We start from the raw sequence: 22,493 nt of genomic DNA on the forward strand, positions 1-22,493 counted from the left end.
GTTACCGGCCCAGATACCGTTTCAAATCTGAAATGGATTGAATGCCCAGTTGATCGGCCTGCGCCCGGCGCATCATCAGGGCGTAGGTATTGTTGAAACCCAGCGGAGGTAGCCAGGTCAGTTTATGACGGTTTTGAAATTCGCGACTGACATACTGAAAAACCGCTTTTCGGTCGGATTTGATGGAATCGGCTAGGGCCGGGGGCGGTTGTAGAATCACGAGCAAACCCGTTCCGGTGTATTCCGGATAGAGGTCGATGTCGCCGGCCGCCAAGGCGTCGAAACAGATTTTGGTGCCGCCCAGACCGGTTTTCGTAATCACTTCCAGCGTCGTGCGGTTTTCGAGCAATTGCCGCAGAATTTCGGCCAGAATGTATTGTTCCGTAAAAATCTTGGTGCCGATCACGATCTTTCCGGCGCGTTTGGTTTGCACCGGTGGAATCAGCAATCTGGTTTGTTGCAAAAACCGCCGGGCCACGGCTTCGGGTGATTCGTGCAGAAAATCCGCGCGGTAGTTCAACTCCGTCATCACCGAATCCGACAGCCGCCCTTCCAGTAAATGCAGCGTTTTAATAACGTCGGGATATTGCTTCAGAATCGCATTTCGAACCACCAGCGCGGCTTCGTAGGGCGGAAACGCATTTTTGTTATCCTCCAAAACCCGCAACTGAAACGCCTTGATCCGTCCGTCGGTCGAATACCCGCTGATGAGATCGACCTGTCCGCGACGAACCGCTTCGTACATCAAATTCTGGTCGATGAGTTTGGGTGTCATCTGCAAACCGTAGGCCCGAACCAGGCCCGGATACCCGTCGGCGCGGCCGTAAAACTCGTGGGCAAAACCGGCTGTCAGCTTTGCCTGACTCCCCAGCGGTACCCAGTAAAAAGCCGATAAAATGGGAGTGATCAGCAGAAAAGCGAGGGCAACCCGGCGAAGCCGTAATCCCTGCAACTGTTGCAGCCGGGCCAGCAAAAAATCGAAGAAAATCGCTAACAAAGCCGCCGGAATAGCGCCCGCCAAAATCATGTTGCTGTTGTTGAGGGCAATCCCACCAAAGACAAACTCGCCCAGCCCCCCGGCGGCCACGTAAGCCGCCAGCGTGGCCACGCCCACATTGATGACGGTGGCGGTGCGAATCCCGGCAAAAATAACCGGCAGAGCCAGTGGCAGTTCCACCCGGATTAGCATCTGCCCGGTGGTCATGCCCATGCCCAGAGCCGCTTCCTTCAGCATCGGACTCACTTCCCGAATGCCCACGTACGTGTTTCGAACAATCGGCAATAAAGCATACAGAAACAAGGCGGTAATGGCCGGCCAGATGCCGATTCCCAATAATGGAATCAGAAAACCCAGCAGGGCAATGCTCGGAATGGTTTGCAGAATGCCCACGACTGCCAGGACGACGGAAGCCAAACGCGGGCGGTATGTGATGAGGATGCCCAGCGGAAGGCCAACCAGCAACGCCAGACAGAGCGACAGAAACGTCAGGCCGATGTGCGTCAGGGTTTGTTCGGCCAGTTTGTCCCGTTGTTGAACCAAAAAGTCGAAAAAATCCTGCATGATTGTGCTTGGATAGCCCCTAAATCTCCTGAAGGCCGGGCGGCCGGAGCCGGACTTTTTGCATCTGAAGTATAAGTGTCCAAGTCCCCTTCAGGGGATTTAGGGGCAAAATGAATCTAAATCGGATTGAAATACACGCCGATGCCGAACCAGCGGGTTTTCTGATTTTCGTAGACGCTGTAGGGCCGGAAACCGGTGTAGCTTTCCAGCAGGAACGTCAGGTTGTTAGTTGTGCGGCCCAGCTCCAGCCCCAAACCGGCCTTGACGCCAGGCCGGAAGTCGGTTTGCTGCCAGACTTTCAGATCCACCCCCCCCACAAACCGGGCAAAGGCCTGCGACGGTTTGCGGTAATAAAAACCCGCCTGAGCGCTCAGCCGCTCGCGTTCTTCCGGTTTGCGCAGACCAATGCCGACGCCTACGTATTTCCGTAAACCGTTCTTCTCGTGGTTGTACGTCACGTCGATCACTTCGTAATTAACCGGATTGGGCAGGTAATAATTGATCTGGTTGCGAAACAGATAATCGTCGCCGAGGTGCGACGAGAGGTGATACAACCGCAACCGCCAACTGTGATTCCGGACTTTGATGTTGTAGAGGAAACTGAGCCGGTAATCGGTGTTCATCAACTGCCGTTTCTGTTTGTTCAGCTTGTCGTCGTGATACACTTCAAACTGCGTAAACGAAGCCACGTCGAACGAAAACTCGCTGCTGCGGTCGGCGGATTTGTACCAGCGAATCAGCGGTTTTCGAAGTCCGAACGCAAACGGGACGATGGTGCCGTCGTATTTGTCGCCGTCCATCCAGTAGCCGGGCAGGACGCTGACGCTGGTTTGGGCTTCGATGGGGTCCAGCAAAATGGGATCGAAGAGGTGGCCTTTGGGCAGAAATTCCCGGCGCGGAAACGTCGGCTCGGTGAGGGTCGCGTGGCGAATCACGAGGGTGTCGGGCAGCTCCTGCGCCAACGCACCCACCGATCCGGTGAAGAGAAGAAAGGACAGTAAATAAGGTTTCATCGCGCAATAAAAACCTCCGGTTTTCAGGCCGGAGGGTGACAACAGAGAGTTTTTTTAAGCCTCAACGCCCGTTTTCTTCAATTCGGCGTAGTGTTTATAGAAGTACGGAATGGTTTCGATTCCCTTGTAGAAATTGAACAAACCGTAGCTCTCGTTCGGCGAATGCAGCGCGTCGATGTCCAGACCAAACCCCATCAGGATGGATTTGACACCCAGTTCCTGCTCAAACAGCGCCACGATGGGAATGCTGCCACCGCCCCGGGTCGGAATGGCTTCTTTGCCCCAGGCTTCGCGGAAGGCCCGGCGGGCGGCTTCAAATTCGACCGAGTCGGTGGGCGTTACGTACGGCTGACCGCCGTGGTGGGGTGTAACGGTTACGGTTACCGTCGGCGGAGCGATGGAAATAAAATGCTTCGTAAACAGTTCGGTAATCTCGTCGGGGTCCTGACGCGGCACGAGCCGCATGCTGATTTTGGCCTGCGCCTTGCCCGGCAACACGGTTTTGGCCCCTTCGCCAATGTAGCCACCCCAGATGCCGTTCACATCCAGCGTCGGGCGAATCGAAGCGCGTTCGGGCGACGAATAGCCTTCTTCGCCAAAAACCGCCTTAAGGTTCAGATCGCGTTTGTATTCTTCTTCATCGAAGGGGGCTTCGGCCAGAGCCGCCCGTTCTTCGGGTGTCAATTCATCAACTTTATCGTAAAAACCCGGGATCGTGATCCGGCCTTTTTCATCGTGCAGGGAGGCAATCATCTGACACAGCACGTTGAGCGGATTGTGAACCGCGCCACCGTAAACGCCCGAATGCAGATCACGGTTCGGCCCAACGACTTCTACTTCGACGTAGGAAAGACCCCGTAAACCGGCTTCAATCGACGGCACATCGTTGGCAATGATGCTGGTATCCGAGATCAGAATCACGTCGCATTTGAGTTTATCGCGGTTGGCGGCCACAAAATTGCCCAGGTGATCGGAGCCAATTTCTTCTTCGCCTTCAATCATCACTTTGACGTTGCAGGGCAAACCGTCGGTGGCCAGCATGGCTTCCAGCGCTTTGACGTGCATGTAAAACTGGCCTTTGTCGTCGCACGAACCCCGGGCATAAATGCGTTCGTTGCGAATGGTCGGCTCGAAAGGCGGGGTGTTCCAGAGTTCGTACGGATCAGCGGGCTGGACGTCGTAGTGGCCGTACACCAAAACCGTCGGCAACGCATCATCGATCAGTTTTTCGGCGTAAACGACCGGGTGGCCCGGTGTTTCGTGCAGCGCAGCGTTGTCGAGACCGGCGGCCGTCAACTTATCCCGGACAAATTCAGCCGCCCGGCGCATATCGGGTTTAAATTTAGAATCGGCACTCACGGACGGAATCCGCAGCAATTCGAAGAGTTCGTTCAGAAACCGCTCTTTATGTTCCGCAAAATAGGTTGATAACATGGTGTTGACGGGTTTTTGTCGGATCGACAAAGGAAATAGTACCAAAAAATGACGCCCCGAAGTTAATCACTTCGGGGCGTCATGCAACCAGGAATAGCTTGAAACTTATTCTTCGTCTTCTTTCTTCCGGAATTTGATCAGCCGTGTCCGGCTTTCTTCGCCGTTCAGCAGCCGGGTGATGTTTTTCTGATGGGTCAGTACCACAAACAGGAAAACGACTACTCCGAAAACAATCAGCAGCGGATGTTCTTTTTGCCCGAACGCCCGCAGCAGCAACAGCACCGGAAAGGCCAGAGCAGCCATCATCGAACCCAACGAAACGTATTGCGAGGCAATGACCACCACCAGAAAAATGCCAATGCAGACAGCCGCCACTTCGGGGTGAATGGCGAGAACCATGCCCAAAAGCGAGGCAACGCCTTTGCCACCTTTGAAGTCGGCCCAGATCGGAAAAACGTGCCCGATAACGGCCACAAGGCCAAAAACCAGTTTAAACGTCAGGATTTCGTGGGTCCCGATCACGTCGAAATACCACAACAGGGAGGCAAGAATGGTGGCGGTGTAACCTTTCAGTACGTCGATCAGCATGACGACCGTACCGGCCCGTTTGCCCAGAACGCGAAAGGTGTTGGTCGCACCGGCGTTTCCACTTCCGTATTTACGAATATCTAATCCAAAAAAACCCTCTCCATACCAAACGGCAGTCGGAATGGAACCCAACAGATAAGCAAGTAAAGTCGTTGCAACGATTAATAACACGTTCATTCAGGAAATCTACCGCTTCGGCGGTGCGATTGACATTGAGTAAATACTAAACTTAAATCACCTCAACGAGGTGCGCAGAGACTTAAAAGTAGGGATTTCCGGCGGGTTGTAACAACTCCTGAATGACAAATCTACGAAAAAAACCGAGTTTGTTACCGTTTAATAACACAAAAACCATGAATTGTATTCCTTTATCACCATTTTTTATGTATTCCCCACAGCCATCAGACTGTGGGGAATAGACTTATTTCTCCATCGGGTGTTCTTTCAGCAACTGATCCGGCGCGTAAAAATCCTTTTTGCTGCCAATAGCCGCCCGGACCTGCTTCACTTTCGCCGGCAGAATGGCCGGTGCCTGGTTTCCGAATGAATTTCGGACGTAGGTCAATACCGCTGCAATTTCATCGTCCTTCAGCAAACCGCCAAAAGGGGTCATCGGAACCTGGCCGGGGTAATTTTTGCCTGCTACTTCGATAGGTCCCAGCAGCCCGTTCAGCACAATTTTGATGAGACGGTCTTCGTTGCCGGACACCCACTTCGTGCCATTCAGCGGAGGAAAACCGGAAGCCGCCAGTCCTTTGCCATCGGGCTGGTGGCAGGTGGTGCAATAGCCTTCCTTGCCGTAAATTTCTTTTCCCTGGTTAAACAGCGCCAGTTCGGCACCTTTCAGCGTGGATTTTTCAGCTACTTCTTTTACCGCTTTGACATTGACGTCGTTCAGGTGCGCAACGGCGGTTTCATAGGCGTGAATCATCCAGTCGTCGAGCGGTTTTTTCTTGGCCTCGGCCAGAATGGGCAGTCCTTTTTCCTTTCCGATCCAGGATGCTGCCACAATCGCATCCAGCCGAACCCGGCTGTTGTCGTCTTTCACCGCCTGCATCAACAAAGCCGCCTGGTCGGGCACCTGATGGCCCGTGTACCGAACGACCTGAACGGCTGCGGCCCGGGCGTGGTAATCTTTCGCCTTGAGCACCTGGCGCAGCAGCGGCTGATCGACCTTGTTCATTCCCCAACTCACCCACAACCCTTCCAGCAGGTGGTGTTCGTAGCGCGGATCGTTTTTGTCCAGTTTCGCCACCCAGGTTTTCAGTTTGGCCAACACCTGATTCACATCGCGGCCGCGCAGCTCCCGCCGGGTGCGGTAGCGGGTGCGGTATTCGGGCAGTTTCAGGTTATCCAGCAATTCCTCGATCGTGGCCCCGTCCACTTTCGCCGGTTTGACCAGCGGACGTGAGGGATACGTAATCCGGTAGACCCGACCGTGGGAGTGGTCGCGCAGCGGATCGCGGGCGTTGTGCTGCATGTGACCGATCAAAATGTTGTGCCAGTCGATCAGGTACAGCGAACCGTCGGGCGCAAACTCCATGTCAACGGGCCGGAAGTTGCGGTCTTCGCTCACCACCAGATCCATCCGATGCTTGCTTTTATAGCCGGTTCCATCGTCGACCAGCGTGTGTTCTTTCATGCCCAGAAAACCGATGGTGTTGTTGATCAGGAAATCGCCCTGCAATTCGTCGGGGAAATGGCGGCTCGAAACAAACTCCAGACCGGACGTTGGACGCACGCGGTGCGCTTCTTCGATCAACTGTACGGATTTATGCGTGGCCTGACCGTAGCGCGGCAATACCGTTCCCGGCATCATCCAACGAACATCGGGGCTGGAGGTTTCGGCAAAAAACGGCTGTCCCCAGTCATCGAAAGCAATACCCCAGGGATTCGGAATGGACAGTTGCGCGGTGCGTTCCAGCTTGTGGCGCTGGGGCGTATACCGGTAAAAACCGCCGTTGGTGGCCCGAACCGGGCCATATGACGTTTCGACATTGGTATGCAAAAACACGCCTTCGCCCGAGTAAATGGCGCCGGAAGGATCTACGCAAAAGGCGTGGCTGTTGTGGTGGGTGTCGTGGTCATCGTAACCACTCAGCAGAATTTCGCTTTTGTCTGCTTTGTCATCCCCGTTGGTATCCGTAAAGAGCTTCAGATTGGTTCCCTGCGAAACATAAACGCCTTCTTTCGCGATTTCGAAGCCCAGCGGCAGGTGTAATCCATCGGCAAAAACCGTCTCCTTGTCGGCCTTGCCATCGCCGTCGGTATCTTCGAAAATCAGAATCTTGTCATTGGGTTTGGAGTCGCCCGGTTTGTAGTGCGGATAGCTTGGCATCACCGCCACCCAAAGCCGCCCCTTGCCGTCGAACGACATCTGCATCGGTTTGGCGAGGTTCGGAAATTCTTCTTCGGAAGCGAATAATTCAATTTTGTAACCCGTGGGTACTTTGAGTTTTGCCAGAGCCTCTTTGCCATAGAGGTAGGTCAAACTGCCGTTTTTCTCTGGGTTGTAGTTGGTTTTTACGGGTGGGAGCGGGGAGGTATTTTTATCGGCCACCGCCAGATCCAGTTTCTCACCTTTGGAAGCCGCCAGCCAGATGGCACTGTCCCGAATGGCAGTCAGTTCCCGAATTTTCTGAATTTCGGCGGGGTAGTTTTCCGGACCAAACGGATTGTAACGACGTCCGTAGACGTGCACGCCGTTCGGAATTTTGAAATCGTTGTGCCACATCCAGTTTTTTTCCATCACGGCCTCGTGAATCAGCTTCCGGTTGGTTTCCGCTTTGGGGGCTGCCTTTCCAAAAACCTGATCAACCAGCAACACACCCAGTTTTTTGTAGCCTGCTTCGTTCAACTGCGAACCGTCAATGGTTAGCGGTTCGGCGCTGTCGGCATACCATTGCTGGGAAGGGGTAAAGGCATCGACAAAGAGTACGTTGTTCTGCTCCGCCACTTCCTTCATGGCTTTGGTATACAGCAGCAGGTTTTCATTCTCCTTTTTGCCGTTTGGCAGGTCCATCTTGGCGGATAAATCTTCAAAGGCGATGGGCGAAACGATGGCGAGTTGCGGAGCGCTCGTGCCGTTGTATTTCTGGCTCAGTGTCCATTTGATAAAAGCGTCCAGTTCGGCTTTGTAGTTGTCCAGTTTGGCCGGCCCCTGAAACGATTCGTTATACCCGAAAAAAGCGACGATAACATCGGTTTTCAGGCGGGTGAGCCACTGATCGGGCGTTTCGAAATGGCCTTCACTTTGGGAGGGATTGGCGTATTCGGTCTGAAATTTTTCGGCACCGGGAAACGCCCAGGGAGAATTCCGGCTGGCGTGGGGCCGAAAACCGGGGGTGTCGCCCCCGTCGCACATGTTCCGGATGAAGAGCTCGCTATCGGGGTAGCGAACCTGTAGTTCGGTCTCAAAGTTGTCGTAATTCATCATCCTTGACCCCAGATTGTTGCCAAGCAGCATGATGCGCGACCCTTTTTTGAGCGGAATCGGTTCGGCTCCCGAAAAGAAACCCCGGTTCGATTGAAAAGCACTGAACGCGATGAGCCCCAATCCAACGGCGATCAGCAGTCCGATGAGGCTATTTTTCCTGGGTTTAGACATTTCTATAACTTCTATTGTGTAATACGGATTCGAAACGGCGGGACTTTGGGTAACTACTTCACGATACCCCGGTAAGGCACATTGATGGCTATTTTACCCTTCCATTTTTTAGGAACCGGCTTGCCCAGAAGCCAGTGTATGGCATTGATGGTCAGCCGTTGAACGCTTTCCTGTTGAAAATCTTCGGGGTGTCCGAGGGTGGTGAAGAACACCTTGGCATTGGCTTTGTTTTTCCACGTCCAGGCAACCGGGTTATCGATGGCCGGTTTGTCCGGATTGACCGATTTGCCCATCAGCAGGAGCGTCGCATCCTTCGGGGGATAGTCCGGACGGACCCGGTAGAGCCACGAAGCCGCGTGAAACGAAGGGGCGACGCCCGTCAGGATGGGGTTCTTGGCCGCTTCCGGTATGATCGTGACATCGGTCGTACTTTCGTGGCCATAGTGCGTATGCCCCGCCTTTCCCCAACCGGGAGGTGAGCCAAAAGCCCGTTCGCCGAAGGCATTCCATTCCTCCGAAGTATCGCCTTTCGGGAAATTAAACGCGTGCGTGGACGTCCGGAAACCCATCACCGGTTTTCCCGATTTGAGGTATTCGTCAATGTACTGGAGTTGGTCGGGGGGCAACTGCCGCCAGCGCAGGAAAAATACCGCCAGATCGGCTTCCCGCAGGGCTTCCAGACCGGGGATGTTTTTTTCGGCATTCTGGTCCGGAGCCGATTTGATGACTTTGGTCCGGAAGCCATAATTTTTTTCCAATTCGGCGGCAATCAGCGGCAGGGTTTGCTCACCGCTGTATTCATGGTCGCCCGCAACAAAAACGATATACGGTTTTCCGGCTTTGGCGGGAGATTTCAGTCGGTTGGCGAGGGCTTCGTTTTCGGCCAGGCTCAGCAAGCCGGCGAGTCCCAGCAGGCCGGAGGTCTGTTGTAAAAAAGCTCTGCGTTTGGTTTTCATGAAGGGTCGGTTTAGGATCCAGGTTCTAATCTGCCAAATTAAGGAAATTTGGGCGCGGATTTACTCGTGGGGGAGATTTTGTGAATCAGGGAACCGTATTTTGGGAACGTGACGGCAGGAAGCCGACGGTGTTTCGATACTAGACTTATGTACAAAGCGGAAGTCGTTGTGGGTTTTGCCTGGAGGAGAAAAAACCGTTCGCTATCTTTTTCAGGGACAGGATGCTTTGTGCAGAAAATCGTATGATATTGGCTTGATTTATGACGGTATTTTTACCTAAACCAACGTATGAGCGAACGGGAAAAAATGCTGGCCGGGGAATGGTATTGGGCCAATGACCCCGAATTGCTGGCGATGCGGGCGCGCGCCCGGGAATTATTCATGCGGTATAACCAAACGCTGAACAGTGAACAGCCGCTCCGGGAAGAAATATTGGGCACTCTGCTGGGATCATTTGGCAAAAACCCCGACATTCAGCCGCCTTTCTATTGCGATTATGGCGCTTATATTCATCTGGGCGACACCGTTTTCATCAACTACAACTGCACCATCCTGGATTACTGCCCGGTCACCATTGGCAATAACGTGTTGATTGGCCCCAATGTGAGCCTGTATGCTGCCTCCCATCCGCTACTGGCGAGTCACCGCATTCAGAAGGGGTCGGATATTGCGAAACCCATCACAGTTGGCCACAACGTCTGGCTGGCTGGCAATGTCGTCGTTTGTCCAGGCGTAACCATCGGCGACAACACCACAATTGGGGCCGGGAGCATCGTGACGCGGGACATTCCGGCGAATGTGTTTGCCGCCGGAAATCCGTGCCGGGTAATTCGGGAAGTTACGGAATAAGCTGATTCTTAACCCTGTTTCTATGATTGCTGTTCGCCATCTGACCAAACAATACCCGACGCACCTGGCCGTCGATGACGTCTCCTTCGAAGTGGGCGCGCGCGAAACGCTGGTGCTGCTGGGAACCAGCGGTTCCGGCAAAACCACTACACTGAAGATGATCAACCGGCTGATTGAGCCGACGTCGGGTGTCATCGAGGTGAACGGAACGGCAATCGGCGAGCGGAAACTCCACGAACTCCGGCGCGAAATTGGCTACGTGATTCAGGAAACCGGCCTGTTTCCGCATTACACCATTGGCGAAAACATCGCGCTGGTGCCCCGGTTGTTGCAATGGGACGAACGGAAAATTCAGGACCGGATTCGCGAACTGATGGCGATGCTCCGCCTGCCCGAAACCTTCCTCAAAGCCTATCCCAGCCAGCTCAGTGGCGGACAACGGCAGCGGGTGGGCTTAGCCCGGGCACTGGCGGCTCAACCGTCGATTCTGCTGATGGACGAACCGCTGGGTGCGCTCGATCCCGTTACGCGAAGCGCCATTCGCCGGGAATTCCGGAATCTGGAAGAAATACGCCAGAAAACCATCGTTTTGGTGACGCACGACATCCGGGAAGCGTTCGAACTCGGCGACCGCGTGGCGTTGATGGACGGCGGACGCATCCAGCAGATCGGAACACCCCGCGAGCTACTTTTGCGCCCAGTCAATGAATTTGTCCGCAATTTTTTCGCCGACCAGTGGCTGTCGCTCCAGTTGCACGCCTTTTCGCTCCAGGATTTATCGCCCTACCTGCCCGACGAAGCCACTTCGCCCCCCGAAGCGCGGCTTTTTCCGGCCCACACCCAACTGGCCGATGTGATGAGCGAACTGTCCGGCCCCGAAACCATCGTTTTCCAATCCAATCAACGGTTTATAACCATTCAGTCGGCCACGATCTGGCCCGCTTTGGGACAATTGCTCCAGAATCAATCCGTATCGTAAACCGTACCGACCGTGCAGGAATTTTTCGAATTCATCGTTGAACATGCGGATAAACTGGCCGAACAAACGCTGACCCACATCGGCCTGACGTTCCTGTCGCTGTGCATCGCACTCATCATTGGCATCCCACTGGGTGTATTGATTACATTTCGTCCCCGCATCGTCGGGGTGGTTCTGGGATCGGTAGGCGTGCTGCAAACCATTCCGAGCATTGCCTTGCTGGGTTTCATGATTCCACTGCTGGGGATTGGTCCGGGACCGGCCATTGTTGCCCTGTTCCTGTATGCCCTGCTGCCCATTGTTCAGAACACCTACGTCGGCATTCGGGAAGTGAGTCCGGCGCTGAAAGAAGCCGCGCGGGGCATGGGCCTCACGCCCTGGCAGGTGCTGGTCCGGCTTGAATTTCCGTTGGCCTTGCCGGTTATTTTTGCCGGAATCCGCACGGCCACGGTCATCAATGTCGGAGTGGCCACACTGGCGGCTTACCTCGCGGCTGGCGGGCTGGGGGAGTTCATCTTCGGCGGTATTGCCCTGAATAACACCAACATGATTCTGGCCGGTACCATTCCGTCGGCCCTGCTGGCGATTCTGCTGGATGCCGGGCTGGCACGTTTGCAGAAACTGCGCGGTTTGGGACGGTATCGCGTGATGGCGGTTTTCTTCCTGCTGGTGCCGGTTTTGTCGTCGTTCTATCTGGTGCCGGGCGCGGGCCGTCCTAAACTAAGTGCCGGTTTTGCCCACGAATTTTACGGGCGGGCCGATGGCTACCCGGCTCTGCTTCGGACGTATAACCTGCATCTGGCGTCGCGGCTGATCGACCAGAATCTGATGTATGAAGCTGTCCGCACCGATCTGGTGGACATCATCAGCGGCTATTCAACCGACGGGCGCATCAAAGCCTACAATCTGCGGACGCTGACGGACGACAAACACGCGTTTCCGCCCTACGAAGCCGCCCTGGTCGTTCGGCAGAATACGTTGAAACAGCACCCGGAACTGCAACCCACGCTGGATCTGCTGGCCGGGCAGCTTTCGGATTCGTCCATGACCGAATTGAACTACCAGGTCGATCACCTGCACCAATCGCCAGCCGCCGTGGCCCGGCAGTTTCTGACCAGCGCCGGTTTGCTTCGGAAACGGGAGGACCAGAAACGGCAGGGAAATATCGTGATCGGAGCCATGATCTTTACGGAGCAGTATATCCTGGCCGAAATCGTGCGGCAGTTGGTCGAAAACCGGACGGCGCTGGAAGTCATTACGAAAACCGGTCTGGGCGGCACCAAAATCTGCTTCGATGCTCTGATCGCCGGGGATCTTGATCTCTATCCGGAATACACCGGCACCGGCTTGCTGGTCATCCTGCAACCTCCGCTGGCAGTATCCGACACGTTGCAAGTGAGCACCAAAGCGGTTTATCAGTACGTCAGCCGGGAGTTTGCCCAAAAATACCAGTTAAGCTGGCTGAAACCGCTGGGTTTCAACAACACCTACGCCCTGATGATGCGCGAGTCACAGGCGGAGCAATTGGGCATCCGGACCAATTCGGAACTAAAGCGGTATCTGGATCATTAATTCACCTAGCCCGCAAGCAACTGACATACCTTTAGTTAATTTATGTAAGAAAAAACTTGGGTTGGCCACAACCCTGTTTTTTTTGTATCTTTAATTATGCTTGCTAATCCGCCGTTTCCACTTAATATAGAAATTGACAAGTTGACTAATTCCATCGAAAATGCCATTACTGGCGAAGTTTTCGATACAGTAGTCACTCGATTAATACCCCAAAACGAAAAACAAATCAAAAAGAGAGATTGGCAGTTTAATTGGAAGCAAGAGCTTAAAGACCCAAACCGGGAAGCTTACAAACTGACGACAGTCAACAATCCGACTATTATTCAGGGTTTATTAAGCATTCAGGACAAAGGAGATCATGTGTTTATGCACTTAATTGAAAGTGCAGTGTTTAATAAAGGTAAAGACAAAGTGTATCTGGGTGTTCCTGGTAATTTGGTTGCTTTTGCCTGTAGGGTTTCCCTGGAAAAAGGATACGAGGGCTTTATTTCGTTTATTGCTAAAACGGCTTTAAAAACCCATTATGAGCAAACATTAGGGGCTAAAATATTGTACGGTGACACCATGGTTATCGATACAACAGAAGCACTGAAACTAATTAACCGATACTTCAAATCTTAATCAAAATGGGACTCATTAAAGAACCCAAAGACGTTGATTTTATAGTTGATGGCCGTGATTTGACACTCGAAGAACATCAGAAGATCAGCGAATATATTCGGATGCAGAAGAAACTGCGCCAACAAAAAACTAGAAAACGACCAACAAAAAGTAGTAAAAACTACGCCTAGCAACGCATTCACCGCAAGCCACCGGCATGTTCCATGGCAAACCGTAACAGACTGTTTTACCCGTTAACCTGAGTTTTCGGACGATAAAGACACCTACTTTCCGCTATCCGCCGGTACTTGATTCCCCGGTTTTGTCCCAAATTTAGTGCCGAAGAAATCCCCCGGATTCCAGGTGGGCCGCTCCGGATTCTGGGCGGTCAGATACCCAATCAGGAACTGGAGCTGGGCGTGTTTGGCGGCCGCGTTGAAGTCGAACGGCTGGTCGATTTCGTCCTGGGGGGAGTGGTAAATCGTCGCCCGCCAGTCGAGGTTCAGCTTCAATCCGTCGACTTGCGGGTTGCCCGAATCCGTCCCGCTTTTCACGTAAATAGCCGGAATGCCCTGCCGAACGAAGCTGAAATGATCGCTGCGCATGAACACCACCTGCTCGGGAATGGGGTCTTTGGCGACCTTCACGCCCAGATACGAAGCTGCGGCATTGACGGCCTTCGCCATGCTGGAATGCTCGTAGCCATACGGCACAATGTCGACCAGCGGGTGAAAGAAAAACGGCATATCCAGACACAGGTTGGCCACAATCGATTCTTTCGGAACCGTGGGGTTGCTGGCGAAATAATCGGAACCCAACAGCCCCATTTCCTCCGCCGTGACGCCCACAAACAGAATCGAACGCTTCGGTTTGGTCGGCAGCGACGCGTACATCCGGGCCGCTTCGAGGTTGATGCCAACGCCCGACGCGTTGTCGTGTGCGCCGTTGTAAATGGAGTCGCCTTTGACGGGGCGGCCAATGCCGAGGTGATCGAGGTGCGAAACGTACACGACGTATTCGTTCTTCAAAACCGGGTCGGTTCCGGGCAGCACACCGACCACGTTATACCCGGCAATGTCGCCCCCGGATTGGGTTTCGGTTTTCATCCGAACCGAAAAATTGAGTGGAAACGTTTGTGGAATGCTTTTGTTGGCGGCTGCAATGACATCAGCCAGGGCGTGGCCGGATTCCGCAAAAATCGTCCGCGCCGTTGAGTCGCCCAGCGAAGCGACGCCTTTTAGTTCCGGGAAAACCCGTTGCGGTTTGCCGCCCTTGTCCAGCCAGCGGTAGGTGCCTTGCCGGGCGCGAGGAGCCGAGGCTTCCATGCGGTTTCGGACGTCGGTGGGCAGGCTGAACGAAATCACGCCAACCGCACCGTGGGCAGCCGCATTTTCCAGCTTGGCCGAACCGTGATACGCCCGCTGGTTAGACGGAAAAGCCGCCGGAGCGCCGTTGAAATAAGCCACAATTTTGCCTTTGACGTCAATGTTTTTATAATCATCGTAGTTCAGATCGGGTGCCGTGACGCCAAAACCGACAAAGACAACGGGAGCGGTGACCTCACTTTTTTCGCTGCCATACACCGGGGCTAAAATGTAGTTTTTTCCGAAGTTCAACGTTTGTTCGCCCTTCTTGCCGATCAACGTCAGCGAGCTGTTTTCTTCGTTTACCCGCCACTGGCGCAGCGGGACTTTCTGTAAGTACGTCTGGTTGTCGCCCGCCGGTTGCAGGCCGAGGGCTTCAAACTGCGAAATTACGTAATTGGCCGCCAGCCGGTAGCCGCGCGTTCCCGGTTTCCGGCCCTCCATGGCGTCGTCGGCCAGAAAGCGCATGTGGGCGCGGATGGCTTCCGGTTTTACGGATTGAACGGCGGTTTGGGCGTCGGCCGGAATATTTGATTTGGTCTTATCCTGAGCGGAAACGATGGAAAGACTGAGGAGGAAGAAGTTTAAGGTTAAGGCGGTTTTCATATCCGGTCGCAAATTTTCAAACAACCAAGATAAGAAGAACCCAATACAATAACAGAAAATTCTACCAGGAAGTCCAGCCACCATCCACCATCAAATTCTGGCCCGTCACGTACGATGCGGCATCGGAGAGTAAAAAAGCCACGGAACCCGCGATTTCGGTCGACTGTCCGACGCGGCCCAGGGGCGTTTTTTGCGCCAGACGTTCGACAAACGCCGGCTCGTTTTGCTGCACCGCCGGATTGGGAAACGGGCCAGGCGAAATGCAGTTGCACCGCACGCCCTGCCGACCCCAATGCACCGCCAGATAGCGGGTCATCTGAATAATGCCAGCTTTGCCGACGCCGTATTCAATCGGATTTTTGTTCATCGGGGATTCATAAGCAGCCGGATCGGGCGACACAGAACCGTACATACTGGAAAACAGCACGATGTTCCCCCGACCCAGCCGGGCCATTTCCTGACCGACCGATCGGGCGAGCAAAAACGTGGCCGTGAGTCCGCCGTGGTTTACATCATCAAAATCCTGCTCGGTCAACTCTTCGAGTTTTTTGCCGGTCGAGGCAAAGGCCAGATTGACCAGACCTTGCGGGACGCCCCGACGTTGAATTTGCTCGCTGACAAATACCTGAATGGCAGTGCCCTGGCGAATGTCGAGCGTGGCCGGGGTAACCTGCGGACCCAATTGGGCGGAGGTTACAAAGGCAGTTGCACGGTCGTCCAGATCGGCGCAGAGGACGCTGGCCCCCGCAGCCTGCAGCAAGCGAACCGTGGCCTGGCCCAGATAACCGGCCCCGCCAATGACCCAGATGTCTTTCCCGGTCAGGCCGAATGCGTCCGTGAATAAATCCGCCATGCTACGAATTTAAATAAATGATTTTGCCGCCCTGCGAAAGACTATCCCGGGCCGCCAGCAAGGTTTTGATGATGTTTTCGGTTTTGGCAAACGACAGCCGGGGCTGGTTTTCCTCGACCGATCGGATAAACTCGATCAGGTTATCCCGAAACATGCCAAACCAGTTTTTGACTTCGATCAGCCGCCAGCCGTCCTTGCCAAACAACGAAATCTGGAACGTCAGGGCAATGTCCATGAACAGATGCACCGTGGCCTGCAAACCGTCGGCAAACTCCAGGTACACCACATCCCCGCCGTCGCGCCCGACGTGCCGGACCGAAACGGGCGTCGGATCGTCCAGCACCATGAACAAGCCTTCGAGCATGTGAACGCCGTACTTGATCCAGTCTTTTTTCCCTACGGACGTGGCAAGTTGCAGTTTTCCCAGGGCGCCGAACTCGTTTTTCACCGCCCGCAATTCCGTTGCGTAGCGCATGGACGAGCAGGACATGATGAACTTGCCCTTGGCGACCTGTTCCGAAAAATACGCCAGATCTTCCGGGCTGCCTGCCAGTGGTTTATCGATAAAAAGCGGAACCCCGGCTTCGATGAAGGGTCGGGCCATTTCGACGTGATTTTCTATATCGTCGCGACCCAGAATAACCGCATCGACCTGACCAATCAAATCCGTCATTTTGTCCACCACGTGCTCCACCTGGACGGCGCTGGCTATGCTTTCCGAAATGGCCCGATCCTGCGCCCAGACGTGTGTTACCCGCGCTCCCGGAATGCCCAGCAGATCGCGATTAGCCGTCAGATACGCCGATACACCAGGATACCCGACCCGATTAATTTCAGCCGCATCAAAGTAACCGTTGATGATCGCCGACCAGGAGTACGGATGGGCGTTGCCCGCACTCATTCCAATGATTCCGAGTTTTACCACAGTTTTTATAGGTTGTATTCATATCCCGCCCGTGCGGTTCCAAACAAATGCGTTTTATTCCTTTTTCGCCGTAATTTTCAAAATTGCGTATGCGGCCCCGGCGCGCACATCGGCATTTTCGTGTTTCAGCATCGGAATCAAAACCGGCAGGTCGGCGGCAATGCCTCTTTCGGACAGTGCAGTTGCCAGTTCCAGTTGGTCGCCGAGGGCCGGGGACGCCTTCGCGGCTAACATTTTGATCCGGAGCAGCCGGTATGGCTCCGACTGCCGGCCCTTCGGCGAAGCCGTCACCAGAGCGGCATGCACCAGATTCAATTGAAGGCCCGACGAAACCGGTTCCGACAAGGCGGCTTCGGCCAGACGGTTCCACTCGGCGGTGGTCAGCCCACCCAAACGGCGGATGATAAAAGCCCCCAGTTTTCGGGGGGCGGTTTCTTCCGAGCGGGCGAGGGCCAGATCGAGAAATTTCTGCCGGTTGGCCGGAGCCGATTTCGCATCCGACAGCGTTGCTCCCCACAGCGTGTAGAGCGACAACGCCCGGTTTTCTCCGGCAATCGCTTTTTTGGCGGCTTCAGCATCGACCGTGGTGGGTGAAATACCGAGTTTGGCCAGGGTTTCGGCGGCATGGATGCGGTCGGTGCCGTTGGGGTCGGCAAACGCTGCGGCAATTTGATCGGTCCATTTTTTCTTTTCCGCCGGGGTGGTGGAAGCCTGCGCCAGCACCCGCCAGATGCCGATGCGATACGGTGATTTTTTCTCGAACTGTCGCAGTTCTTCCAGATAAACTTCCCGGACGCCAGCCGGTTCGCCGATCCAGAGCAAATACTCGGCCGCGTGTACTTTGATCCATTCTTGTTCGGTCTTCAAAACCGTCCGCAGTTCCTGAAGACACTGGTTCCGTAAGGCATCGGAAGTGGATTGGGCAGAAACCGGCGTAGAGGCAAATTCAATCATAAAAAGAAAAAAAAATAGCAGGGTTTGGATTCGTTTCATTCGGGAACAAGGGTTGAAAAAGTCGGGATTAAGGCCCGCGCTCCGGCCCGGGCTTCCGCCACGCCGGTCGCTGGAATGGAGCGATACGGCCAGCGCATCCGGCAATCGCCCGACGACCAGCCACCCACGGCGGCCAAAAACTTATCGCAGGCCGGGTCAGCATACTTCTGGTCGAGGATGTACGGAACGATGTAGTCCGTCATGAATTGCTGAATGCGCTGTTCCCATTCCAGTGCCTGGGGCAAATCAGTTTGCATCAGGTGGTACCAGTCCAGCGCCAGTTGCGGATGCAGGCAGGCGACATTCGAATACGAACCGTGGGCGCCTTCCCGAAAACCGGTCGCCAGCCGATGGCCTGGTACAAAAACCGATAATCCGGCCATGTGTTCGCGCATCTGCTCATACCAAACCGCATCACCACCCGCCACTTTAACGCCAACGAGCTGCGGCACCGCGTCTTTCAGCCGACCGAACTGCCCGGGCGTCAGCCGCACTTTGGCGTGGGGCGGGTTGTACAGCACGATCCGTACGTCCGCCGAAACGGCGGCCATTTTCTTCAAAAATGAAATGATTTCGGCTTCGGTCGGCGGAAACCAGTCGGGCAGAATGAGCTGAACGGCACCCGGTTCCTGCCGGATCGCCCATTTCAGGCGGTTTAGGGAAATCCACGGACTCATGTGGCTCACGCCAATCTGAAACGGAAGACCGGCTTCGCGACAACGGTGGGCGAGCAAGCGGTGAATACGCCTGAATTCGCTTTCAGTCTGGTTATAAAATTCACCCGCCGTGCCGTTGGAATACAACCCGTTGACGCCGAACCCGATGACTCGATCGATTTCCTTTTCCAACCGTTTATAGTCGATGGAATCATCCGCGTTGATGGGGAGCATCAGCGTGGCCCAGGTGCCGCGAATATCGGCGGCTTCAAGCGGGCGGGTTGCGGAAGGTGGTTCAACAGGCATCGCGAACTAGTTAAGTTTATCGAGTGGAACCTGCGCCAGATAGATGGCGGATTTTCCGTCGTGGGTCGAATAGTACGAAACCCAGAGTGTATTCCGGTGAATGACCATGCCGGGGTAGCTCGCGTCGCCACTGCTCGGGAACGGAATCGTTTTGGTGATGTTGCCCTGCCGATCGGTCAGATACAACGCCATTTTGTTCGGGGAGGCATAATTTCGGGAGCCGATCACCAGTTTCTGATCATTCAAAAACAGAAAGTTCGGTCCACCCAGCCGAATGGCCATTTTGTGGTACGTCCAGTTGGTGTAGGGGGCCGGGCTTTCCGCCACGAGGCCCATCTGATCCTCGGCTTCCCGGCGAATCAGCACAACCATTTTGCCGTTTTTGTCAAACCGGATGGTCGATTCGTTCGGCCTGCCGTTCACTTCTAAATCCGAGACTTTGTCATACTTGATCCCGTCTTTGGTTTTGAGTAGATAAATTACCCATTTGTCATCCGTTACGACCTGATAGTCAATGGCGTAACCAACGCCGTTGTGCCAGGTGGTGCGCCAGATCCAGTCTAATGAAGGCGAAATGGCGGGGTCCAGAGTCGATTTTTGCGGAACTGAGAAATTCGCGCCTTTCAGGTCTGAAAATGAAACCATCGGTGCAATCCGCTGCACTTTGTTCTTGTTGTTGACCGACGCAAAAACCGCCCCGGCCATCGTCACCATCAGCTTTTTATCCGGCGTAATGGTCAGTTTGGGGTCGCGCAAATCGATTTTCGGAATCGCCAGCAGCGCGACACTCGTCCAGTCTTTCCCATCCCTGGATTTCAGCACACGCACCTTGCCGCTGTTGGTGGTATCGACGTGCGAAAACCCTTCGCGGAACGTGCAGTAGAATGCATTGTTGAACAACACCAGGTCCGTAAACGCACTGTGGGGCGGCTGGTCCCAGATTTTGGCGACACGCACGTAGTCCGGGAACGTCCCGTCCTGCGCGCGCGCCGACCAGAAACAGCAAGAAATCAGGCTTAGGAATAGCAGTAATTTTTTCATCGTATCTATTGCGTCACTGTTCGGGATTTAGTTTAGGTTTAAGCAGAAATAAAATAACCGCACAGATGACCAGCAGTCCGGTAGCAACCTGGAATATCTGGCTGAAACTAACCTGCGCATCGCGCAAAACACCACCGGCGTAGAGGCCAAGTCCGCCGATGATACAACTGAACAAATTCAGAATTCCGTAGCCGGTGGCCCGGTAGCGGGGGTCAGCAACCAGACATAAAATAGGCATCATATTGGCGTCGCTAAAAACGCGGGTGAAGGCATAGAAGACGAAGCCGACAACGGCCACCGACAGAATATCCGTTGTACTCGCCAGAAAAATGGCCGGAGCGGCAATGCAGAGCCCGATGGCCGGCACCAGAATCCGTCCACGTGGGTTTTTCAGACTCACCCGATCGGCCAGAGCACCACCGGTCAGAACGCCGACGAGGGCGGCCGTGTGAAAATAACCGGTCGCGTATAAACCGGCCTGTGACTGCGAAAGATTAAACTGTTCCTGATAAAAGGTTGGTAACCACCCCACAATCAGCCAGCCGAGCACACCCAGCAAGCCCCAGAAAATCAGCAGCATCAGGTACGAAGGATTGCTGAATAAATGACGAACCGCATCGCCGAATCGGACGGGAATTACCGATTGTGTAGCGGTTTTTGGCGTTTCCGCCGGGTTTGGCGCATCCCGCAGAAAGAAAAGCAGAATGACCGAGTACACCACACCGACCAGCCCGAAAACACTGAAAGCGACACTCCAGTCGTGGCTTTCAGCAATCATGCCGCCAACAAAACCGAGGCTTTGCCCCACCATAACCCCGGCAATGTGAATCCCCGTCGCCAGCGAGCGTGTGGAGCCCCGGTGGTAATCGACGATGAGGGCCATGGCGGCCGGAATGTAGCAGGCTTCACTAATGCCCATCAGCGCCCGGGTCGCCAGCAATTCGTTGAAAGTAGTGGCCTGGGAAGTTAGCCACGTAACCAGCGACCAGACGAAAAGGCTGCCGATGATAACCCGGCTGCGGTTGTAACGATCGGCCAGAAAACCGGCGAAAGGGCTCATAAGGCCGTAAATCCATAGAAAAACCGCCGTCAGTAGCCCAAATTGGGCGTCGGTCATCGGAATGGCCGTCTTGATCGATTCGCGCATGGTGGTGATCATGGTACGATCGAGGTAATTCAGACAGCCGACCACGCAGAGAAGCGCTACGGCCAGCCAGGCCCCTGCGGGCAGGGCGGAAACTTTCGGGGGAATAGCTAGCGTATCGGTTTTCATATAACGTTTCGGAGGTTAATGCCCGCAGGAATAGTCTGTTTACTGAAGCTCCAGAATCGAGCCGGCAATGTGACGGGTGTTGTTCTCCAGGTTGTAGTAATACACCACCAGCACGCGTTTCTTGTCGAGCTGCACCGACCAGGGATACCCAATGTCGCTGTTGCCACCATCTTCCCGCAGGATGATTTCGGGGGCAGTTTTAAAATCAGTGCATTCGGCATTCAAAATACGGGCGCGGATGCCAAACGGTTTGTGGCGATAGCCGTAAACCAGCAACACGCGGTTGTCGGCCAGCCGCGTGGCCTGCATCGGATGGCCCTGAAAACCCATCGATTCCCATTTAAAGCTCTTCCCGCCGTCGGTCGAGCGGGCAATACACGCCTGATCGTCCATGTTTGCGGTGCGCAAAAAACCGATGATGTCGCCTTTGGGTGTTTCGTACGCGGAGGCTTCGTTGAACGCTATTTTATCGTCGATGGCGACGACGCTTTCATATTTCCAGGTCAGTCCCTTGTCGTCCGAGACGATCAGGTGGTTGGAGGTCTTTTTCGGTGACTGGGAATCGCTGGCGGCCACCACCCAGAAAATCCGGCCACTTTTCCCCTCATACAATGCCCCCCGGTTATAGGCCGGAATGGGTACTCCGCCGAGCGGACTGAAATTGATTTCGGGGGTAATGTGGGTTGGGTAAATCGGCCCCTGCCAGGTTTTGGCTCCGTCGGTCGAGCGAACGAGGTAGCCGCCCAGAAAAATGGCCCCACCCGCTTCAAAATACGGTTTTTTCAGATTGGCCATGCCGTCGGGACGGAGGAATGCCCAGCCGTAACTGGCGCACAGAATATCGCCGTTTTTCAGTTGTAGCAGACAGGGGTCCTGCGAGCCGCCGAATGTATGGGAGTAAATCAGTTCCGGTTCTTTCGTCCAGGTTTCGCCGTCTTTCGACCGGAGCGCCACCAGGTAGCTATTGGGGTCTACGTGCGTTGTTCCTTTTTCGCCAAACCCTTTTCGATCCGGTGCGCGCCGGAAGGCCACTAGCAACTCGCCGTTTGGTTTCTTAACAATCGACGGAAACGAAGCATAAAACCGCTCGTCCTTATAAATTACGAAATCCTTTACTTTCCGGGCGGGCGGAACAGCGGTGGTTTGAGGGGCAGGGGCGTTTTCCGAAACAAACGACATCAGGCCGAGGGCAATAACGCCGGAAAGCAGGAAAAACGAACAGGCACTTTTCAGATTTACGATCATGAGGGCGGGTTAGGGTTATCGGATTTCGTTTATCGATTTGAAATTGAACGGTATTTTATTCTTTGCGATGGA

At 54.4% G+C, this 22,493-nt stretch carries 19 protein-coding genes; 5 read left to right on the forward strand and 14 right to left on the reverse strand.

Annotated features, from left to right (window positions below; all coding sequences use genetic code 11):
- Position 1 precedes the first annotated feature (1 nt).
- The 6 genes from F0P93_RS17945 to F0P93_RS17970 all read right to left on the reverse strand — a co-directional run bounded on the left by F0P93_RS17945 (position 2) and on the right by F0P93_RS17970 (position 9,159).
- Positions 2-1,561 (reverse strand): ABC transporter permease/substrate-binding protein, encoded by a 1,560-nt coding sequence (locus F0P93_RS17945; RefSeq protein WP_150878340.1) that lies wholly within the window; start codon positions 1,559-1,561, stop codon positions 2-4.
- Between the two features lie 116 nt (positions 1,562-1,677).
- Positions 1,678-2,574, reverse strand: coding sequence for a DUF1207 domain-containing protein (locus F0P93_RS17950; protein ID WP_150878342.1), 897 nt, complete (start codon positions 2,572-2,574; stop codon positions 1,678-1,680).
- Between the two features lie 54 nt (positions 2,575-2,628).
- On the reverse strand, positions 2,629-4,008 hold the full coding sequence (locus F0P93_RS17955; protein WP_150878344.1) for a dipeptidase: 1,380 nt from the start codon (positions 4,006-4,008) through the stop codon (positions 2,629-2,631).
- 105 nt (positions 4,009-4,113) lie between these two features.
- On the reverse strand, positions 4,114-4,773 hold the full coding sequence (gene plsY / locus F0P93_RS17960; RefSeq protein WP_150878346.1) for a glycerol-3-phosphate 1-O-acyltransferase PlsY: 660 nt from the start codon (positions 4,771-4,773) through the stop codon (positions 4,114-4,116).
- A gap of 244 nt (positions 4,774-5,017) precedes the next feature.
- Positions 5,018-8,203, reverse strand: a complete 3,186-nt coding sequence (locus F0P93_RS17965; RefSeq protein WP_150878348.1) for a PVC-type heme-binding CxxCH protein — start codon at positions 8,201-8,203, stop codon at positions 5,018-5,020.
- A 53-nt stretch (positions 8,204-8,256) separates the two neighbouring features.
- Positions 8,257-9,159 carry a ThuA domain-containing protein gene (locus F0P93_RS17970; RefSeq protein ID WP_150878350.1) on the reverse strand — a complete coding sequence of 301 codons (903 nt, stop codon included), beginning with the start codon at positions 9,157-9,159 and terminating at the stop codon, positions 8,257-8,259.
- 288 nt (positions 9,160-9,447) lie between these two features.
- Between F0P93_RS17970 and F0P93_RS17975 the strand changes: the two genes are divergently transcribed.
- From F0P93_RS17975 to F0P93_RS31525, 5 genes are all read left to right on the forward strand, one after another.
- Positions 9,448-10,008 carry a sugar O-acetyltransferase gene (locus F0P93_RS17975; protein ID WP_150878352.1) on the forward strand — a complete coding sequence of 187 codons (561 nt, stop codon included), beginning with the start codon at positions 9,448-9,450 and terminating at the stop codon, positions 10,006-10,008.
- 22 nt (positions 10,009-10,030) lie between these two features.
- Positions 10,031-10,987, forward strand: coding sequence for an ABC transporter ATP-binding protein (locus F0P93_RS17980; RefSeq protein WP_150878354.1), 957 nt, complete (start codon positions 10,031-10,033; stop codon positions 10,985-10,987).
- Between the two features lie 12 nt (positions 10,988-10,999).
- Positions 11,000-12,559, forward strand: a complete 1,560-nt coding sequence (locus F0P93_RS17985; protein ID WP_150878356.1) for an ABC transporter permease/substrate-binding protein — start codon at positions 11,000-11,002, stop codon at positions 12,557-12,559.
- A 96-nt stretch (positions 12,560-12,655) separates the two neighbouring features.
- On the forward strand, positions 12,656-13,180 hold the full coding sequence (locus F0P93_RS17990; RefSeq protein WP_150878358.1) for a hypothetical protein: 525 nt from the start codon (positions 12,656-12,658) through the stop codon (positions 13,178-13,180).
- A 5-nt stretch (positions 13,181-13,185) separates the two neighbouring features.
- Positions 13,186-13,350, forward strand: a complete 165-nt coding sequence (locus F0P93_RS31525) for a hypothetical protein (RefSeq protein ID WP_165840849.1) — start codon at positions 13,186-13,188, stop codon at positions 13,348-13,350.
- A gap of 93 nt (positions 13,351-13,443) precedes the next feature.
- Here the strand turns inward: F0P93_RS31525 and F0P93_RS17995 are convergent, their stop codons facing one another.
- The 8 genes from F0P93_RS17995 to F0P93_RS18030 form a co-directional block, all read right to left on the reverse strand.
- A complete protein-coding gene (locus F0P93_RS17995) occupies positions 13,444-15,129 on the reverse strand; it encodes a M28 family metallopeptidase (protein WP_150878360.1) in 1,686 nt (561 codons plus the stop codon).
- A gap of 61 nt (positions 15,130-15,190) precedes the next feature.
- The gene (locus F0P93_RS18000; protein ID WP_150878362.1) at positions 15,191-15,982 is read right to left on the reverse strand and encodes an SDR family oxidoreductase; all 792 of its coding nucleotides are present in this window, start codon (positions 15,980-15,982) and stop codon (positions 15,191-15,193) included.
- 1 nt (position 15,983) lies between these two features.
- Positions 15,984-16,907, reverse strand: coding sequence for a Gfo/Idh/MocA family oxidoreductase (locus F0P93_RS18005; protein WP_150878363.1), 924 nt, complete (start codon positions 16,905-16,907; stop codon positions 15,984-15,986).
- 54 nt (positions 16,908-16,961) lie between these two features.
- Positions 16,962-17,900 (reverse strand): hypothetical protein, encoded by a 939-nt coding sequence (locus tag F0P93_RS18010; RefSeq protein ID WP_150878365.1) that lies wholly within the window; start codon positions 17,898-17,900, stop codon positions 16,962-16,964.
- On the reverse strand, positions 17,897-18,862 hold the full coding sequence (locus F0P93_RS18015; RefSeq protein WP_150878367.1) for a dihydrodipicolinate synthase family protein: 966 nt from the start codon (positions 18,860-18,862) through the stop codon (positions 17,897-17,899). The genes F0P93_RS18010 and F0P93_RS18015 overlap by 4 nt, the downstream gene beginning before the upstream one ends.
- A 6-nt stretch (positions 18,863-18,868) precedes the next feature.
- Positions 18,869-19,903: a hypothetical protein gene (locus tag F0P93_RS18020; protein WP_150878369.1), complete on the reverse strand. Its 1,035-nt coding sequence runs from the start codon at positions 19,901-19,903 to the stop codon at positions 18,869-18,871.
- 13 nt (positions 19,904-19,916) lie between these two features.
- Positions 19,917-21,176 carry a spinster family MFS transporter gene (locus F0P93_RS18025; protein ID WP_150878371.1) on the reverse strand — a complete coding sequence of 420 codons (1,260 nt, stop codon included), beginning with the start codon at positions 21,174-21,176 and terminating at the stop codon, positions 19,917-19,919.
- A gap of 39 nt (positions 21,177-21,215) precedes the next feature.
- On the reverse strand, positions 21,216-22,421 hold the full coding sequence (locus tag F0P93_RS18030) for a sialidase family protein (RefSeq protein WP_225309530.1): 1,206 nt from the start codon (positions 22,419-22,421) through the stop codon (positions 21,216-21,218).
- Between the last annotated feature and the right edge of the window lie 72 nt (positions 22,422-22,493).

The sequence above is a fragment of the Larkinella humicola genome (assembly GCF_008727875.1).
GTDB lineage: Bacteria > Bacteroidota > Bacteroidia > Cytophagales > Spirosomataceae > Larkinella > Larkinella humicola.

Coding starts and splice junctions, on each gene's coding strand:
- F0P93_RS17945 (WP_150878340.1), bottom strand. CDS start 1,561: ATGCAGGATTTTTTCGACTTTTTGGTTCAACAACGGGACAAACTGGCC.
- F0P93_RS17950 (WP_150878342.1), bottom strand. CDS start 2,574: ATGAAACCTTATTTACTGTCCTTTCTTCTCTTCACCGGATCGGTGGGT.
- F0P93_RS17955 (WP_150878344.1), bottom strand. CDS start 4,008: ATGTTATCAACCTATTTTGCGGAACATAAAGAGCGGTTTCTGAACGAA.
- plsY (WP_150878346.1), bottom strand. CDS start 4,773: ATGAACGTGTTATTAATCGTTGCAACGACTTTACTTGCTTATCTGTTG.
- F0P93_RS17965 (WP_150878348.1), bottom strand. CDS start 8,203: ATGTCTAAACCCAGGAAAAATAGCCTCATCGGACTGCTGATCGCCGTT.
- F0P93_RS17970 (WP_150878350.1), bottom strand. CDS start 9,159: ATGAAAACCAAACGCAGAGCTTTTTTACAACAGACCTCCGGCCTGCTG.
- F0P93_RS17975 (WP_150878352.1), top strand. CDS start 9,448: ATGAGCGAACGGGAAAAAATGCTGGCCGGGGAATGGTATTGGGCCAAT.
- F0P93_RS17980 (WP_150878354.1), top strand. CDS start 10,031: ATGATTGCTGTTCGCCATCTGACCAAACAATACCCGACGCACCTGGCC.
- F0P93_RS17990 (WP_150878358.1), top strand. CDS start 12,656: ATGCTTGCTAATCCGCCGTTTCCACTTAATATAGAAATTGACAAGTTG.
- F0P93_RS31525 (WP_165840849.1), top strand. CDS start 13,186: ATGGGACTCATTAAAGAACCCAAAGACGTTGATTTTATAGTTGATGGC.
- F0P93_RS17995 (WP_150878360.1), bottom strand. CDS start 15,129: ATGAAAACCGCCTTAACCTTAAACTTCTTCCTCCTCAGTCTTTCCATC.
- F0P93_RS18000 (WP_150878362.1), bottom strand. CDS start 15,982: ATGGCGGATTTATTCACGGACGCATTCGGCCTGACCGGGAAAGACATC.
- F0P93_RS18010 (WP_150878365.1), bottom strand. CDS start 17,900: ATGAAACGAATCCAAACCCTGCTATTTTTTTTTCTTTTTATGATTGAA.
- F0P93_RS18015 (WP_150878367.1), bottom strand. CDS start 18,862: ATGCCTGTTGAACCACCTTCCGCAACCCGCCCGCTTGAAGCCGCCGAT.
- F0P93_RS18020 (WP_150878369.1), bottom strand. CDS start 19,903: ATGAAAAAATTACTGCTATTCCTAAGCCTGATTTCTTGCTGTTTCTGG.
- F0P93_RS18025 (WP_150878371.1), bottom strand. CDS start 21,176: ATGAAAACCGATACGCTAGCTATTCCCCCGAAAGTTTCCGCCCTGCCC.
- F0P93_RS18030 (WP_225309530.1), bottom strand. CDS start 22,421: ATGATCGTAAATCTGAAAAGTGCCTGTTCGTTTTTCCTGCTTTCCGGC.